This is a genomic window from Virgibacillus kekensis, from assembly GCF_042654125.1.
Lineage (GTDB): Bacteria > Bacillota > Bacilli > Bacillales > Amphibacillaceae > Lentibacillus > Lentibacillus kekensis.
In genome coordinates this window covers 91,549-107,325 of sequence record NZ_JBHSFU010000008.1, presented here as the reverse complement: position 1 = coordinate 107,325, position 15,777 = coordinate 91,549, and the positions used below count along the sequence as shown (strand labels likewise).

General features: G+C 44.3%; 13 protein-coding genes. 2 read left to right on the top strand and 11 right to left on the bottom strand.

From position 1 onward, the window contains the following. Positions 1-20: 20 nt before the first annotated feature. From ACFO3D_RS14715 to ACFO3D_RS14670, 10 genes are all read right to left on the bottom strand, one after another. Entirely contained in the window at positions 21-1,514 is a 1,494-nt protein-coding gene (locus tag ACFO3D_RS14715) for a class I adenylate-forming enzyme family protein (RefSeq protein ID WP_390297616.1), read from the bottom strand. A 790-nt stretch (positions 1,515-2,304) separates the two neighbouring features. Continuing rightward, positions 2,305-3,048: a 3-oxoacyl-ACP reductase FabG gene (gene fabG, locus ACFO3D_RS14710; protein WP_390297613.1), complete on the bottom strand. Its 744-nt coding sequence runs from the start codon at positions 3,046-3,048 to the stop codon at positions 2,305-2,307. 3 nt (positions 3,049-3,051) lie between these two features. Next, entirely contained in the window at positions 3,052-3,972 is a 921-nt protein-coding gene (phaZ, locus tag ACFO3D_RS14705; protein WP_390297610.1) for an intracellular short-chain-length polyhydroxyalkanoate depolymerase, read from the bottom strand. After that, a complete protein-coding gene (locus ACFO3D_RS14700) occupies positions 3,973-4,998 on the bottom strand; it encodes a 3-oxoacyl-ACP synthase (protein WP_390297607.1) in 1,026 nt (341 codons plus the stop codon). A gap of 10 nt (positions 4,999-5,008) precedes the next feature. Further along, complete coding sequence (locus ACFO3D_RS14695) at positions 5,009-5,986, bottom strand: branched-chain amino acid ABC transporter permease (protein WP_390297604.1); 978 nt, start codon at positions 5,984-5,986, stop codon at positions 5,009-5,011. A gap of 8 nt (positions 5,987-5,994) precedes the next feature. Further along, positions 5,995-6,855, bottom strand: a complete 861-nt coding sequence (locus ACFO3D_RS14690) for a branched-chain amino acid ABC transporter permease (RefSeq protein ID WP_390297601.1) — start codon at positions 6,853-6,855, stop codon at positions 5,995-5,997. Between the two features lie 12 nt (positions 6,856-6,867). After that, complete coding sequence (locus ACFO3D_RS14685) at positions 6,868-7,575, bottom strand: ABC transporter ATP-binding protein (protein WP_390297598.1); 708 nt, start codon at positions 7,573-7,575, stop codon at positions 6,868-6,870. Beyond that, on the bottom strand, positions 7,559-8,326 hold the full coding sequence (locus tag ACFO3D_RS14680) for an ABC transporter ATP-binding protein (protein WP_390297595.1): 768 nt from the start codon (positions 8,324-8,326) through the stop codon (positions 7,559-7,561). Before ACFO3D_RS14680 ends, ACFO3D_RS14685 begins: the two co-directional genes overlap by 17 nt. Before the next feature lie 110 nt (positions 8,327-8,436). Beyond that, a complete protein-coding gene (locus ACFO3D_RS14675) occupies positions 8,437-9,660 on the bottom strand; it encodes a substrate-binding domain-containing protein (protein ID WP_390297593.1) in 1,224 nt (407 codons plus the stop codon). A gap of 200 nt (positions 9,661-9,860) precedes the next feature. Further along, complete coding sequence (locus tag ACFO3D_RS14670; RefSeq protein ID WP_390297590.1) at positions 9,861-13,094, bottom strand: winged helix-turn-helix domain-containing protein; 3,234 nt, start codon at positions 13,092-13,094, stop codon at positions 9,861-9,863. 134 nt (positions 13,095-13,228) lie between these two features. Between ACFO3D_RS14670 and msrA the strand changes: the two genes are divergently transcribed. Then, the gene (gene msrA / locus ACFO3D_RS14665) at positions 13,229-13,759 is read left to right on the top strand and encodes a peptide-methionine (S)-S-oxide reductase MsrA (RefSeq protein ID WP_390297587.1); all 531 of its coding nucleotides are present in this window, start codon (positions 13,229-13,231) and stop codon (positions 13,757-13,759) included. A gap of 33 nt (positions 13,760-13,792) precedes the next feature. Here the strand turns inward: msrA and ACFO3D_RS14660 are convergent, their stop codons facing one another. Further along, on the bottom strand, positions 13,793-14,290 hold the full coding sequence (locus tag ACFO3D_RS14660; RefSeq protein ID WP_390297584.1) for a hypothetical protein: 498 nt from the start codon (positions 14,288-14,290) through the stop codon (positions 13,793-13,795). A 129-nt stretch (positions 14,291-14,419) separates the two neighbouring features. Between ACFO3D_RS14660 and ACFO3D_RS14655 the strand changes: the two genes are divergently transcribed. Continuing rightward, positions 14,420-15,580 (top strand): MFS transporter, encoded by a 1,161-nt coding sequence (locus ACFO3D_RS14655; protein WP_390297581.1) that lies wholly within the window; start codon positions 14,420-14,422, stop codon positions 15,578-15,580. Positions 15,581-15,777 lie beyond the last annotated feature (197 nt).

The window sequence follows — 15,777 nt, the reverse complement described above, 5'->3', positions numbered from 1 at the left end:
TGTAAACGTGCCAGTTCGTATCAGGTTTTGTTCATTGTCTTCTCTTTTAGCGCCGCTTTATTGATTTTACCGACATGGGTTTTTGGCAACTCATCAAGCAGGATTATTTTCTTGGGTATTTTATATCGGCTCAGCTTTTTCTCACAGTGTTGTTTAACCTCTTCTTTACTCAACTTCGAATTGGGAACCACGAAAGCTGCAACGATTTCACCCCATTTTTCATCAGGGAGACCAAGTACCGCCGCTTCACTTATTCCTTCATGAGACTCAAGCCAGTGTTCAATTTCCAGCGGATAAACATTCTCTCCGCCAGTAATAATCATATCCTTTTTTCTGCCTACAATATAAACATATCCTTCTTCATCCTGTTTTGCCAGGTCACCGGTATGGACCCAGTCGTCGACCAAAGTTTCCCCGGTCTGCTGTTCTTTTTTCCAGTAAAATTCAAATGCATGATTACCTCGTATTAGCAACTCTCCCACCTCATTGGAGTGAGTTTCTTGACCCTTCTCGTTGACGATCTTTATTTTGTTGAAGATCATCGGCTTACCAACTGAGCCGACTTTCCGTTCCGTTTCCCCTGGGTCGATAAAGAAGTTGTTAGGACCTGCCTCAGTCAGCCCATAACCCTCTTTAAAGGCAATCCCCTTGTCGCGGAAAGCAGTATAAATCTTATGTGGACACGGAGCACCTCCAGATAGAAAAACATTCATATCAGGGAATGTCGCTTGTTGGAATGCCTCGGTCTGAACCATCATGTGGTACATGGTGGGCACACATAAAACAATTGTGCATTGGTAGTTAACCAGATCAGACACAATTTTAGATGGATCGAACGCTGGGGAGATCACAACCTTACCACCAATGAGCAGGAGTGGTAGTGACAGAACATTCAGCCCTCCAGTATGAAACATAGGCAGACAGGTTAAGGTCACATCCTTATCGGTAAGATTCCAGCTGATGATGGTATTCGTTGCATTCCAGAGAATCGATCGGTGCGACAGGACAGCACCTTTCGGCTTCCCGGTGGTGCCTCCTGTGTAGATCATCGCAAGCGGGTCGGATTCCGCAATATTTTCAACCGGGGCAAATGAATGCCGGGCATGAAGGTCATTTACATAATCATTTGCATATATATCGATGATCCCGTACTCGGTCCGGACCTTTTTTATGTTTTCCTGGAATTCCGGGTGGACACCAATCAGGCTTGGCGAGCAATCATTTATGACGTAGCTCAGTTCGTCGATCGACAGCCGCCAATTGAGCGGAACGAATACCGAGCCAATCTTCATACAGGCAAAAATAAAATCAAAATAACTAACATGATTGGGGGCAAGCAGGGCCACACGATCTCCCTTTCCAATCCCTTTTTCGACAAAGTACTGGGCAAGATGATTTGCCCGCTCATTCAGCTCACTATATGTAAATTGTTCGTCTGTTTCCGAATCGATTACTGCTGATTTATCCGGGGACAGATTCACCCGGTTTTGAAACCAATCTACTGCATACTGCATCATGACCCCTCCGTTTGCAACCATCTTAATTATCGATATTATAATGCTGTAGAGTTACACGCTGGTTACAGAAAAGATATCTTCTTCTAAGTTGATAAAAAATGCGACGTAGTGCAAACTCAACGCTTGACTCAGAATGCTCTTTAAGGGTGCGTCTTTGTCGCTCCGGAAATACACTACGCTTTCCACGGGCTCGCGCTGAGCCTCCTCGCTCGCAAAGAACGCTCGTTGCGGGGTCTCAACGTCTTCGCTTTCCCGTAGGAGTCTACGCGTATTTCCTGCGCTAAGCATAGAGTTGATTGTAGTAGAAGGCAAAGAATTCAATAGGAAAGCGCCCCTGTAAGGGGGCGTATCATTGTTGGAAGCAAAATCCGATTTTAGTCGGCCTTCACTTATTTGCACTTACTTTGGGGTCTTCAGACTGTTACGTCCCATGGTGTGCTGTATTTATCCGCGGCTTTGAATAGTTTCCCTAATTAAACAGGAGGATACCTTTGCCAGTTGCATAGTATATCCATATTAATAATGGCATTAGCGTAAGCAATACGCTGAGACTCCTGCGGAAAAACGAGCCTAAGAGACTCCGCAGGAGCGGTCTTTGCGATCGAGGAGGCTTGTGGTGAGTCCGCGGAAAGCGAAGTGTATTGCTGGAGCGAAGCTCAAGCTATTTCTAAAGTTTTTAGTATGTCGCAGTTTATAGTTTATACGAAGGTTTGTTAATATAAAATTCGAACTACCTTATGAAAGGCAGTTCGAATTTTACATGCCGTATACACTTTTTTTATTCCCCTTACATCATGATTCCACCATCAACGTGCAAAACATGCCCATTTATATAGTCTGCTTCACCAGAGGACAGGAACAGATATGCATTGGCAATGTCCTCTGGCCTTCCAAGCCGTCCCATGGGAATCTGCTCCTTCATTTGGCTGATGACTTTATCCGGAACACCTGCTACCATTCCTGTTTCAGTAAACCCGGGAGCAACTGCATTGACATTTATCCCTTTTCGAGCAAGCTCTTTTGCCCAGGTTTTGGTCATACCTATTATGCCGGCTTTAGCTGCTGCATAGTTGGTCTGCCCAATATTCCCGTAAGTGCCAGACACGGAGGATGTATTTATAATCTTGCCTTTACCCTGAGCTGTCATTGATGGCAGAACAGCCTGTGTACAATGGAATACGCCGGTTAAATTGACATCGATCACCTGCTGAAACTCCTCTGGTGACATTTTTGACAGCATGGCATCCCGGGTAATACCTGCATTATTTATTAGAATATCAATCTTGCCGTAAACGGATAAAACCTCCTCAACCATGACGTTTACACTATCCCTGTCAGCAACATTGACTCGGATAAATTTGCAGTCAACACCCTCCTTCTTCAGTACTTCCTCTTGTTCTTTCCCTTTTGTTTCATCAAAGTCAGCAATAACTACCTTTGCTCCCTCACCAGCAAATGTCCTGGCTGCCTGTAGTCCAATTCCGTTCGCCGCCCCGGTAACAATGGCTACTTTATCCTGTAATCTATTCATCTGCTAACGTCCTTTCTGTTTTACTTCCTTTTTCGCGGTAAAAAAATCTTCCATAATTTCTAGTAGACCTGGCAGATCATCAATCACCGGAGAATGCCCGCTTCCAGTCAAATCCTTATATTCTGCTTTATCACCGTAATCCTCGATAAGCTCTTCGGTCATTTGCTTCGTTACAACCAAGTCTTCATCACCCCAGGCAATCAGAACAGGAATGGTAATGTCTTTTATTTTATCCTGACCCTGTGTCAATCCGTTATGGACATTGCTAATATTGAAGATATTTAATGAATGATACGTCTCAGCAAGGTTCCGCTGGGTTGTCATATCCTTTAAATACTTTTTATACCGCTCTTTTTCCGGTTTGTTTTTTCGATAAATTAGCATATCCCATGTTTGGCGAAGGAAATCATAATTATTCGCATCATACGCACCTTGCACTAGCTTAGTCTTGGTATCACGCTTTACTTCTTCCAATGTTGCAAGTCGTCTTGATGTATCAGGCAGGCCATTCTCACCGGTAGCAAAGTGTGGATATCCGCGTGACGAACCAGAAGCCAGCAGAAACAGCCGCTCGGCATATTCCGGATAATCGGCACAAAATTGCTGTGCCACCGTCCCGCCAAGTGACCATCCCACAATCGCAAATCCCTCCAACCCAATTTCATCACAAAAAAGTTTAACATCATCCGCGAAGTCTTTAATTTCGGTAACCGGCTGCTGATAGGATGATTCCCCGAAGCCCCGTAAATCGACTGCAAAAACTTTAAACCTTTCATCGAGCCCTTCAATCACCACATCCCAATGAACAGAAGAGGTCATATTGCCATGAATCAGCAGCACCTTCTCTGTACCGCCCTCACGTTCGCGGTAAGCAATCTCTTCCCCATTTGGCAGCTTTACTTTTTTTAAAGAAACTAAAGCCATTTATACCGCCTCCTTCGTATTTCCCCATTTAATAACATTCGCACCCCATGCATATCCAATACCGGCCGAAACGAGCACAACCGTATCACCATCCTTTAGCATGCCGTGTTCCTCGGCTAGTTCCAGTGAAATTATCTGATCCATCTGACCAATATGACCATAGTCTTCCAGATAGATAGATTTAGCCGGGTCCACACCCAGCTGCTCTAGTACATAAAAGTGAGCCGATCGTTTCATATGCAACATTGCCACATAGTCAATATGCTCTTTCGTAAGCCCGCTTTTATAAAGAGCTTTTTCCACACATGCGATAAAGTTTGCCATTGATTTTTGCTCCAGCCTTTTTTTCATCGCCGGAGGGTCTATTACATCAAGCTGATAAAGTCCTGCTTCAAGTGCTGCATGGGTAATCGGGTTTTTCGTTCCGCCTGTGGTTACTATCACGTCCTCTGAAAAGGACCCATCCGTAATCATATGGGTCTCCAGCAGTTGGTTCTGCACACATCCCTTCTGTAAAATAACGGCTGCGCCTCCTGCGGCAAGATTAAACATAAACCGGGTACGTTCGTTTTGATAGTTGATAAAATCCTCGTTCCGATAGCCACCTGCAAGTAGAACCGTCCGAATGTTCTCGTCCGCCGTCATCATGTCCTTGGCCAGCTTAAGTGCCATAATGGTGGTGCCGCACCGTAGTGCCGTATCAAACGCCCAAGCATTGATTGCCCCAATTTCATGCTGTAGCTTTATACCAGCAGTCCATAAAGGATATTCTTTATGTTCTTCGCCAATATAAATCACAAGGTCGATTGATTTCGGATCGAGATTAGCTTTAGCCAACGCTCTTTTGGCTGCCGTAATACCCATCGCACAGGTATGGTCATCTTCACCCGCAACAGGTTTTTCCTTAATCCCCAACTTCTTTTCAACCACTTCAAGCGGCAGTCCTGATTCTCGTGCAATTTCCGTGGAAGTCATTTTTTTCTTCGGGATGTAAATTCCCGTGCTTACGATACCAATGGGTTCCATAAAAACCACCTCATTTCTTTGCCAGTCCGTTATACCTGCCCCGGAATTTTGCCTGAAGCGTCCCGACAATTCCTTGTGGAAAAAATATTACTGCTAGGATGTATACCGTTCCATATAGAATAATCCAACGTTCAAAAATCCAGTGAACATTTGCCAAATCTGACAGCCAGTGGTGAGCAAATTCCACGAGACCGGCTCCAATAAGCGGCCCCACCAAGGTTCCAACACCACCAATTATCGTCATAAGCAGTGCATCCAATGTCACATCTACTGCAAATACACTTGTATCAATAAACCTTAGTGTTAGAACATACAGGACACCAGCAAAACTTGCAATCACCCCGGCAACAACACTGACAATGACTTTATAGTTAAGCACTTGATAACCAAGTGACTCCGTACGATCCTCATTTTCTCTGATTGCCACCAGCACCTTGCCGAGTGGTGATTTGGTAAACCGCCTGAGCCCGAAAAAGAATACCAGCAATGACAGAAGACAAATCACATACATAACACCCGAATCGCGCAGGAGATCAGGAATCATAAAGGTGAAACCTTCTCCCCCACCAGTCAGACTGGTCCATTTCTCGGCTGCGACAAGGAACAATCCAGCAAGAGCCAGCGTCAGCATGGCATAAAAGTGACTTTTCAGCCGGAGAGTCAAAATGCCGGCAATAAAGCTGATAATTGCAGCAAATATAAGTGCAATTAGAACCCCAATAAGAAGTGACATTATTGAAGCTTCACCATTACTAAGCATGATGGCAGCTGAATAAGCTCCGATACCAAAGAACATAGCATGACCGAACGAAACGATTCCCGTGTATCCGAGAAGGAGATCATAACTCATGGCAAATATGCCAAAAATAAAAATTTGCATAATCATAAATAGTACACTGCGCCCGGTGAAGATAAACGGAACGATAAACAAAGCAAGCGCTATTGCCAGATAAATCCATGTACTTGTTTCCATACGACGTAACATCATTGTTCATCTCACCCCTTCACCTGAAATAATCCCTGCGGCCGGAAAACCAGTACCGCAGCCATCAAAAGCATATTTGCTGCAAGCGACAGAACCGGCACATAATACGCCATGAAAGCCTGGGTCAATCCTACAAGCAGGGCGGCAAACAGTGACCCTTTAAAACTTCCCATACCACCTATTACCACCACAATGAATGCTAAAATAGCGAACTCCAGTCCCATTTCTGCATATATAACACCTGAATATGGTGCCATCAGCATTCCACTCAGCGCTGCCATAGCTGCTCCAACCATGAAAACAGCCATAAATACCATTCGTATATTAATGCCCAGCGTTTGAACCATTTCCTTATTCATAACACCAGCCCTGACAATCAGACCAATCCGCGTGCGTTTCAAAAGGAACGATACTGCTGAATAAATCAGAATTCCAACTACGATTATAAACAGTCGGTATTTTATAAGAATGATATCACCAACCATAAAACTTCCTTCCAAAAATGCCGGTGGTTGTGCCGATCGCTGTTCCGGTCCAAATACTACTTTAATCAGCTCGCCAAGGACCAGCATGAGTCCAAGTGTTATCAGAATCTGTTGGACATGATTTCCATATACTGGACGGATTATCAGATATTCAGTGATAGCGCCTAGTATCAGTCCTGTAATGATAGCTGCCAGTATTCCTGCTATGAAACTACCGGTGGTGGTGTAGACCCAAACACCACTGAATGCCCCCCAGACAAAAAGTCCTCCGTGCGCGAAATTAAGTACATCCATTAATCCAAATATAAGTGTAAGGCCTGCTGCAAGAAGGAAAATAAGCATGCCGGTTGCAAGCCCGTTGATGGTCAAACTCATAATTAAGTCCATATAGTTTCCTCCCTACGCAATCCCCAGGTATTTTTTCATAAGTGCTTTATCGCTCCGCAAATCTTCCATTTGTCCGTGATGAACTGTTTGCCCATCGTCAATGATATGAAACCGATCGCCGATTTTGCTTGCCATCATAAAATTCTGCTCGACCAGAAGAATAGTCGTTTTCTCCTTCATCTGCTCAATGGATTCCATAACCTTTTCTACGATGATAGGTGCAAGTCCTTTACTCGGTTCATCTACCAGTAGCAGGTCATTTTCATTAATGTACGCCCGCGCAATCGCCAGCATCTGCTTCTGCCCGCCACTAAGCTGACCACCAGGCTTCTGCCAGAACTTCTTCAAATCCGGGAAAAGGTCCAATATCCACTCCATCCTATCGGTTGTCTCCTGATCCTCTATTTTCATAGCTACGCGCATATTCTCACCAACGGTCAAATCTCCGAATATGCCCTGATCCTCAGGAACATAACCTATACCTTTTTTAGCTATCGTGTGCGTTTTCTCGCCTGATATCTCTTCCCCTTTAAATAGAACGGAACCTGCGGACGTCTGGTTCAATCCCATGATTGTCCGCAATGTCGTTGTTTTCCCGGCACCATTCCGTCCAAGCAGAACTGTCACTTCTCCAGCAGGTACTTCAAAAGAAATATCATGCAAGATTTTATATTGCTGGATGTACGCCTCGACCTGTTTTAATTCAAGCAAGCTGCTCATCGTACATCCCTCCCAGATATGCTGACTGTACCGTCTCATTTTCAACGATTTCTTCCGGACTCCCCTTTGCAAGAAGCTCACCATGAAAAAGAACGAGTACTTCATCCGACAAATCCATTATCATATCCATCTTGTGTTCAATCAGGACAATTGTCCGGTTTTCTTCATTCTTTATTTTATTGATCACCTCAATAATAGCGGGAACTTCTTCAAGCGCCATACCTGCAGTCGGCTCATCAAGCAATAGTACCTCTGTTTCCAACGCCAGCAGCATTGCCATTTCCAGCTTCCTTTTTTCACCGTGTGCTAGGTTCACCGCCCGAAGCTCTTCCTTACTATCCAGGAACACTTTCTTAAGAAGTTCCCTTGCCTTTTCTTCAAACTGCTTATAGTGCTTAAAATGGGCGAGCATCTGGTAGCGTACCTTAGCCTGTGACTGAACAGCCAGCCGGACATTTTCCAGCACCGTCAGATTGGGGAAAATATTGGTGATTTGAAATGAACGGCCAATCCCCATCCGTGCCCGTTCTGTGGTGGAAAGTTTAGTGATTTCCTTCCCTTTGAAAAAAATACGGCCACTTGTCGGGGAAAGCTGACCACTAAGCAGGTTAAAGAAGGTTGTCTTACCTGCACCATTCGGGCCGATAATTGAAGTGAATTTCTTTTCCGGTATTTTAACAGAGACCTTATCGACAGCCTTGTGGCCGCCAAATGCAATCGACAGGTCATTCGTTTCCAGTATTGCTGTCATGGTTTATCCTCCTGTATCAATTACTTTCGAAAACATGGCATAGGAAAGATTTGTACGCTTACCCGTTGAAACAAACCCTCGCCCGAAGGCAAGGGTTATAGTCCAATTTCTTAGTCTTTCTCGTTCTTAATCGGAGGTGCAGTCTCCTCAGGTGTCAGCACCCGTTTAAGGACAGGAACCGGGTAATCCACGCCTTCTTTTTCCTCAAGGGTTATCGCATACAATGACTGTAGTGCCTGATGGTCTTCTGGACGGAATGTCATCTCCCCTTTTGGTGTATCAAAGCTCATTCCTTCCATTGTATCAATCAGTTTATCGGCTGTTGCATCACCTTCAGTCTTCTTAAGCGCCTCTACAATCGAGATAGCAGCACTCATTCCACCTGGGGTGAATAAATCAGGAACTGCCCCGTCATACCGTTTTTTGTGTTCTTCGACAAGCCAATCATTAATTTCATTATCAGGAAGTGTATGGTAATAGACAGTGAACCCTTCCATTCCAACGAGCGCTGACATTGTAGACAAGGCGGCAATATCAGGAGCACCGGTGGTTATTTTAATGCCCTGTTCCTGAAGTTTCATATCCGCAATCTGGTTCCATGGTGAGTTGGCACCGGCCCAGACAACGAATAAATAGTCAGGGTCTGATTCGATAACCTTTTGTATATTTGCAGTGAAGTCTGTCGCAGTTGCTGCTGCATATTCCTCGTGAATAATTTCAGCACCAAGATTGACTGCAGCTTCTTTAAACGCTGCAACTCCATCCCTTCCGAATGCTGAATCCGGCGCCAGTGTAGCAATCTTAACGCCCTCATCTGCGATAGAGGCAGCCGCTGCAATCGCGTCCTGCGAGGAGTTACGAGCAGTTCTGAAAATGTAATCATTATATTCAGAACCAGTAATACTGTCGGCAACCGCTGGCTCAACAACCATAATAGTTTCATATTCTTCCGCAAGTGGCGTTACGGCCAGCGTATCCCCTGAGCTTGATGACCCAACCAGAAAATCTACATTTTCCTCTTCAAGCAAGCTTAGAGCCTTCTGTCGTGCAACTTTCGGATTGGTTTCCGTATCTTCGTAAATTACTTCAATCTTTTTACCTGCAACTTCCATTGTTCCATCTGTTGCGTATTCAAGACCCAGTTCAAAGCCGCGCTTTGATTGTTGCCCATAAGCTTCAAGAGCCCCGGTAAGTGATGCCAACATACCGATCTTGATGGTTTCCTTGCTTTCGTCCCCACCATCCCCAGCTGCATTTCCATCTCCGCATGCTGTAGCAAGAACAGTTATCAGCATTACCGCAAAGGCAAGGCCAATTATTCGCTTTACATTCATTGCTTAATTCCCCCTTTGATATATTCGTTACATCTTACTGCAATCATAAAATCATCCGGTTACAGAGGAGTTACAAAATCCCAAAACTAAAGCGCCACTCTTCTAGGGCAAACATGACTAATGCGGTATACGGTTGCATCATTAATTTTCCTGCGGTAAAAAAACTCCCCTGACATGAGAGCATATCAAAGGAGTCGAGTTTAGTAGGTTTTCAGTTCTTCAGATTCAATAATCATGTTATACATTTCATTCGTTGGGTCCATCGGCCGGATTCCCAGTTCCTGTTCCAAAACAGAAACGCACTTCTCATACCACTTAATCGCCTGCGGGCGGTTATTATTCCGATAATAGCTGTACATCATGAGCCGATATGCTTCTTCCCATGTATTGTCGATGGCCAGAATCTTGGTGCACCAGTCAATACAGACATTGAACTCCTGCAGGCGCACCGCAACTTGGGCAAGCTTTTCAGCCCCGCGCGAATACAGAAGCTGCAGCCGCTCACGTTCCGAACTGCACCACTCAGCAAAACGAGCATCGGACAAGTAATCACCTTTATACATAGATAGAATTTTTTCAAGCAGTTCTTTTGCCCGGGAATCATCCTTTTCCTGAATCCCCTGTAATATTCCTTCTTCGAAAACTATCGAATCCAGATAGTAACCCGACTCCGGATTGAGTCCATATGCACTGCCCGTCCGTTTAATGAAAAATGATTCCTCTCGTGCTTTCCGTTCCGGCTCCAGCGCCTTCAACAATGCATTCAAGGTAACCTTGAATGTTTTAGCAGCAGTTTTCTCGTCATGGTGCGGCCATAACTTCTGGAAGATTTCCTCCTTGGAAATCAGTGTATTTCTTCTGGTAATGAAAAGTTCGAACAACTCTTTCGCCTTACCACGCTGCCAGTCGCCAGGCTCAAGCGGTCTGTCGCCAAGCAATACTTTTAAATGGCCTAGTGTCTGTATAGTAAGGGTATAGCCCGGGTGACTCTTCACCGATTCATCCACTCCCAATTCAAACATTAATCGGGACACGAACGCCGGGGATATCCCTAGATCCTTTGCTTTCAGCAGCATTGGTGCCACATTCTGGATATCGGCCGGGCCAAATGTTGTACGCTTTTTCAGAAAAAAGTCATATTCACCGGTCTGCATAATGTTTAAAAGCGCTTCCATTTCTCCCGTAAAAGAACCCTCATTATCTTGCTGATGGGCGATAAATGCCTTCCAGAACGTAGTCACAAGTTTTCCATACTGATCTCCGCATGCGTTGAACTCCTGGTAAACTTCTTTAATCACCCGTTCAGCCTGGTCGAAATCCTCATGATAGATTTCGGTGATTCCCAAGCCCAGTTTTATCAATGCACTGAGCCAGCGATCCTTTACCTTTTCCGTCTCATGGAGTCCTTTATTTGCCATTTCTTTAGCTTTCTCGTACTGTTGCTTCTTCCCGTATAAAATCGCAAGACCCATATAGGGTTCAGCTTTTCCTCTTGAGACATTAATTTTATCCATTATATCGAGAGCCGTTTCATAACAGTTGACTGCAAGACTGGAGTCGTATTGGTTAAGCAGTTGAACTGCATGCCCCATCCGCATCCAGCCGCAGGCCTCCACAAATGGTGACTGGATATTCAAGCCAAGTTGAATACCATCACTCGCTAGCTTCTTGCTGGACTCCGCCTCTCCCATAAATGCCTCTATTATAGATAAAAGAATATCGGTTTCACGGTGTGACTGCGGAAGACGTTTGACTGATTTAGCTGCCTTTTTACGCTCAATCAGTATTTCTTTTGCCTTTGCCAGACGACCTGTTCGAAGGTAAATCCGCGCCTGAAGATTACTTTCCTCCAATGGCAAATCGAGCTTTTTAGCCCGGTTAAACCACTCCTCCGCCTTTATTGCCTGTCCGGCGTTTATCAGGTTTTCGGACATTAACTGGTACAATCTTGCCATTTCATCTTTCTCTGCGCCGGACTTTTCGCGCATACGAATTGCCTGGTCCACATAGCGTTCGGCAATATCCGGCTGAATCGTATCCAAATAAATTCTGGCTTTTCCTTCCAGTGCCAATCCTGCCGTATAGTAGTCGTCCTTACAATATTCCAGCACCTGATCATAATAGCGTTCTGCCTGTATATACCCAGACCTGTAACGTTCGATTTCACCCAGGTAAAAGTATAACAGGGGATATTTATCCTTAATGTTCACTGGAAGCTCATCCAGAAGGTCATAAAGATGCTGCAGTCTTCCCGAACGCAGCAGTTTTGTTCCCTGCTTATACAGTAAATGGGCAACCGTATCGTACGAGCGGACTTTACGATAATGGTAGAGCGCCGTTTCCGTATGATAAATACGTTCATAATATTTCGCCGCCCGAGTATGAAGATTAGTAAACTCTTGCGGAAAATTCTTTTCAAGTTTATTTTCCAAAAAGGTTCTAAACAGGGCATGGTACCTGTAGTGACCACCGTCGCCTTCCACGATGAACAGGTTTTGTTCCACCAGTCCAGCCAAGATTTCCTCGGACCCATTGATTTGCAATACCTCATCACTGATATCAGCAGTCAGTACATCGATCACACTTGATTGAAGCAGAAACTGCTGGATAATCATCGATTGCTTGGATAACACCTCAGACGCCAGATAGTCAAATAAGTCCTGCAAAGAAGTCTGCCTGTTTTCCAGGACGTGATCAATCGTAGTCTCTGACTGAATATGCTGGACAAACATACTGAACGCAATCGGCCATCCCTCGGTAAATTGATGAATTTTCTGTAAGTCTTCATCCATAAATTCTACCTCGTAAATATCTTCAAGCACATGTTCCATTTCCTCTGATGTCAATACAAGTTCTCGTTGGGAAATGTCAAGCAAATCCCCCTTCATCCGAAGTTTTGGAATAATACTCCACTTTGGCTTTTGACGAGTTGAGAGAATGAGATGGAGGTTTTCCGGTATATATTCAACCAAAAGACTGGCCCACTGATTAATCTCAGCTGAATTACCTGCGTGGTGAAAATCATCCAGGATTAGAATTATGTCTTTTTTTATCTCCATAACCTCATTTATAAATGCAGATACCAACGACCGGATTTGCTCAGCGGATATGTAATGGTCTAGTTGTTCAAGTTCGAGCAAAATCACCTTGCCGAATGAGGGGTATTTGGATCTCAGGGCATGAACCAATTTATTCAGGAAGGGAAGAATATCGTCATCGCTCTGGGAAATGGAATACCAGCATGTTTCTGGACATGTATCATGCACAAACAGTGTCAGCGCCGTACTCTTTCCATATCCTGCCCCTGCATGAAGTAAGGTGAGCGGATAATTAGCCGAATCGGTAAGCTTACGGTTTAAATTTGCGCGCCGTAAAAAACCATCCTTAATCGGCGGCGGGCTAAGCTGGCTTTGGATGATTGGTATTTTTCCCATAACCGTACCTTCTTTCTAAAACTTCAATCTATTTTTATTCTAACATATGATGAGCGCAACAAAATAATTTATTTCATTAGAAAATCTATGGTATAGTGTTAAGAATATTAACGAAGACTTTGGGGGAGAAGAGCATGAGTAAAACCTTTAAAAAGGCCACCTTTGCCGGCGGATGCTTTTGGTGTATGGTGAAGCCGTTTGACCAGTGGGATGGGATAGAAAGCGTTATTTCCGGGTATACAGGCGGGCATACAGAAAATCCATCCTATGAAGATGTAAAACGCGGAGATACCGGCCACTATGAAGCTGTTGAAATAACGTATGATCCTGAAAAAATGCCATACGATGAAATTCTCGAAGTTTATTGGCGCCAGATAGATCCTACTGATGACGGCGGGCAATTCCATGACCGTGGTGATTCCTATCGTACAGCAATTTTTTATCATGATGAAAACCAGCAACTGGCAGCAGAAAAATCCAAGCAAGCTCTTGCAGACAGCGGAAAATTTTCCAAGCCGATTGTAACAAAAGTATTGCCAGCGTCTACTTTCTATCCTGCTGAGACTTATCACCAGGACTACTATAAAAAGAATAAAAAACATTATGAAGAAGACCGTGCCAAGTCAGGCCGTGATGAATTCATAGGGAAAGTATGGGAAGAGTAGATTTCACATCTACTCTTTTACAAAGGTTTAAGCCTACCCATGCATTATATCTGCAGGAACATTATCTGAGTCTTTTGTAACCTGCCACTCTCCGTCTATATTGACTACGGTCATTTTGCCATCAAAAGTCAATTCATCGACGACTTCATTTTCTTTTGTTACTTCTATCGTTATCTCATATACAAGTTTTATTTCCTCCTCTGACCCTGAGTTTCCTCCTTGACGGCCAAGAGTTATATCCTTCACGGCGATATCTGCCTGCCGTGCTAATGCAGCAATATAAGGTCTCCCCATTATTCGGTCCAGCAAGTCTGATTCCAATAATTCTTTACTCGCGTATGGTGCAGCTTTTTCTTTAAGATACTCCATACGTTCTGCTTTCTTTTCAGGAATCTCATCGTGTTTTATGGTATATGTATCGGTTTTATAGCTTTTTCCTACATCTATAGCTTTCTTGAGATTTTCCTCGTTCTCTGGTGCACAAGCAACCATCAAGGAACCTAAAAGAATCAGCAGCATTAGCATTCTCACATTATCCTTCCTTCTGTTTTAACATTCTCCAAGATCCACCCCCACATGGAAACTCTTTTCGTTAATCAATTTTGTTAAGTATAGTATAATAATCATTTACACAGCCAACAACAGTCAGGAGCGAAATAAATGGCAAACAGTGAATCCCTTACACCCCTTAAGACACTATTATTTTGTTTTCATGCTACTAATACGATTATTATCAGCTTTCTTCCTCTATACCTGAGATTCAAAGGACTGAACGGAACGGAAATCGGTTGGGTGCTAGCGGTAGGTCCACTTGCCACTATTTTCGCCCAGCCTTTCTGGGGCTATCTCAGTGATAAGTACAAAACTGTTAAGAGAATGCTGGTAATCTGTATTATCGGTTTGCTCCTAAGCAGTGTTGTGTTCTTTCAGATGGAAACTCTTATCGCCATTATTCTTGCTGGAGCAGTATTCTACTTTTTTACGTCACCAATTGGAGCTCTTGGAGACAGTCTCGCCCAGCGCCGAGCAGATGATTTAAATATATCATTTGGAACAATCCGAACCTGGGGGTCGATCGGCTTTGCCACTTCTTCACTAATTGTCGGCCAAGTTCTTTCTCAGATCGGGGTCCAGTACATGATATGGCCGTACCTGTTCTTTGGCGTTTCCGCACTTATCGTTGCTCTGAAGCTGACTGATGTAAAAGTAGAATCGGATCCCATACAGTTGAGTGATGTGAAAAGACTGGCACGGAACAAGCCGTTCATCATCTTTTTGCTGATGATTATGTTTCTTACCATTTCACATCGGGCGAATGACAGCTTTATTGGACTATACATCGCACAGCTGGGGGGAAGCGAAGGGTTGGTGGGCCTAGCCTGGTTTCTCGGAGTTGCAAGTGAGGCTGCCGTATTTGCTTTTGCCGGACGTTGGTTTCGAAAATACCATACGTTCGTTTTTATTATCTTTGCCGGTGCTGTCTATAGCCTCCGCTGGTTTTTGTACGCCGCGGTTGATGACCCGATGTTGATTGTCGCCCTTCAGGTCCTTCATGGGCTTACATTCGGTGTTTTCTACCTGGCAGCATTCGAATATGTAACTCGCCTGATTCCGGAAATACTACAGTCGACCGGACACCTGGTTTTCTTTGCTGTCTTTTTTGGAATATCAGGGATAATCGGCTCACTTGGTGGAGGAGCTTTAATCGATTCCTATGGTGGGGGCACTTTATACTTCCTGATGGGCTGCTGTGCTCTGATTGGCACACTCGCCCTTATTGCATATCACCTGCTGCCGTATGGAAAAAAAGCACGTGGTTGACGTAACATATGATTATCAAAGCCTATCCCAAAGTCTTTGTTAGTGAGACAAAAAGTATAAACTACAAAGTAACAGCGAGGTTGATTTCCGCTTCAGGCAGTCGCTTTCACCGCTCCGGGTGCAAGGTCAACATCTGTTCAAGCTAAAGCTTTCACAGTGTTTCCTTTGCCGGGGGCTTCGGATTCGTGCTATTCCCC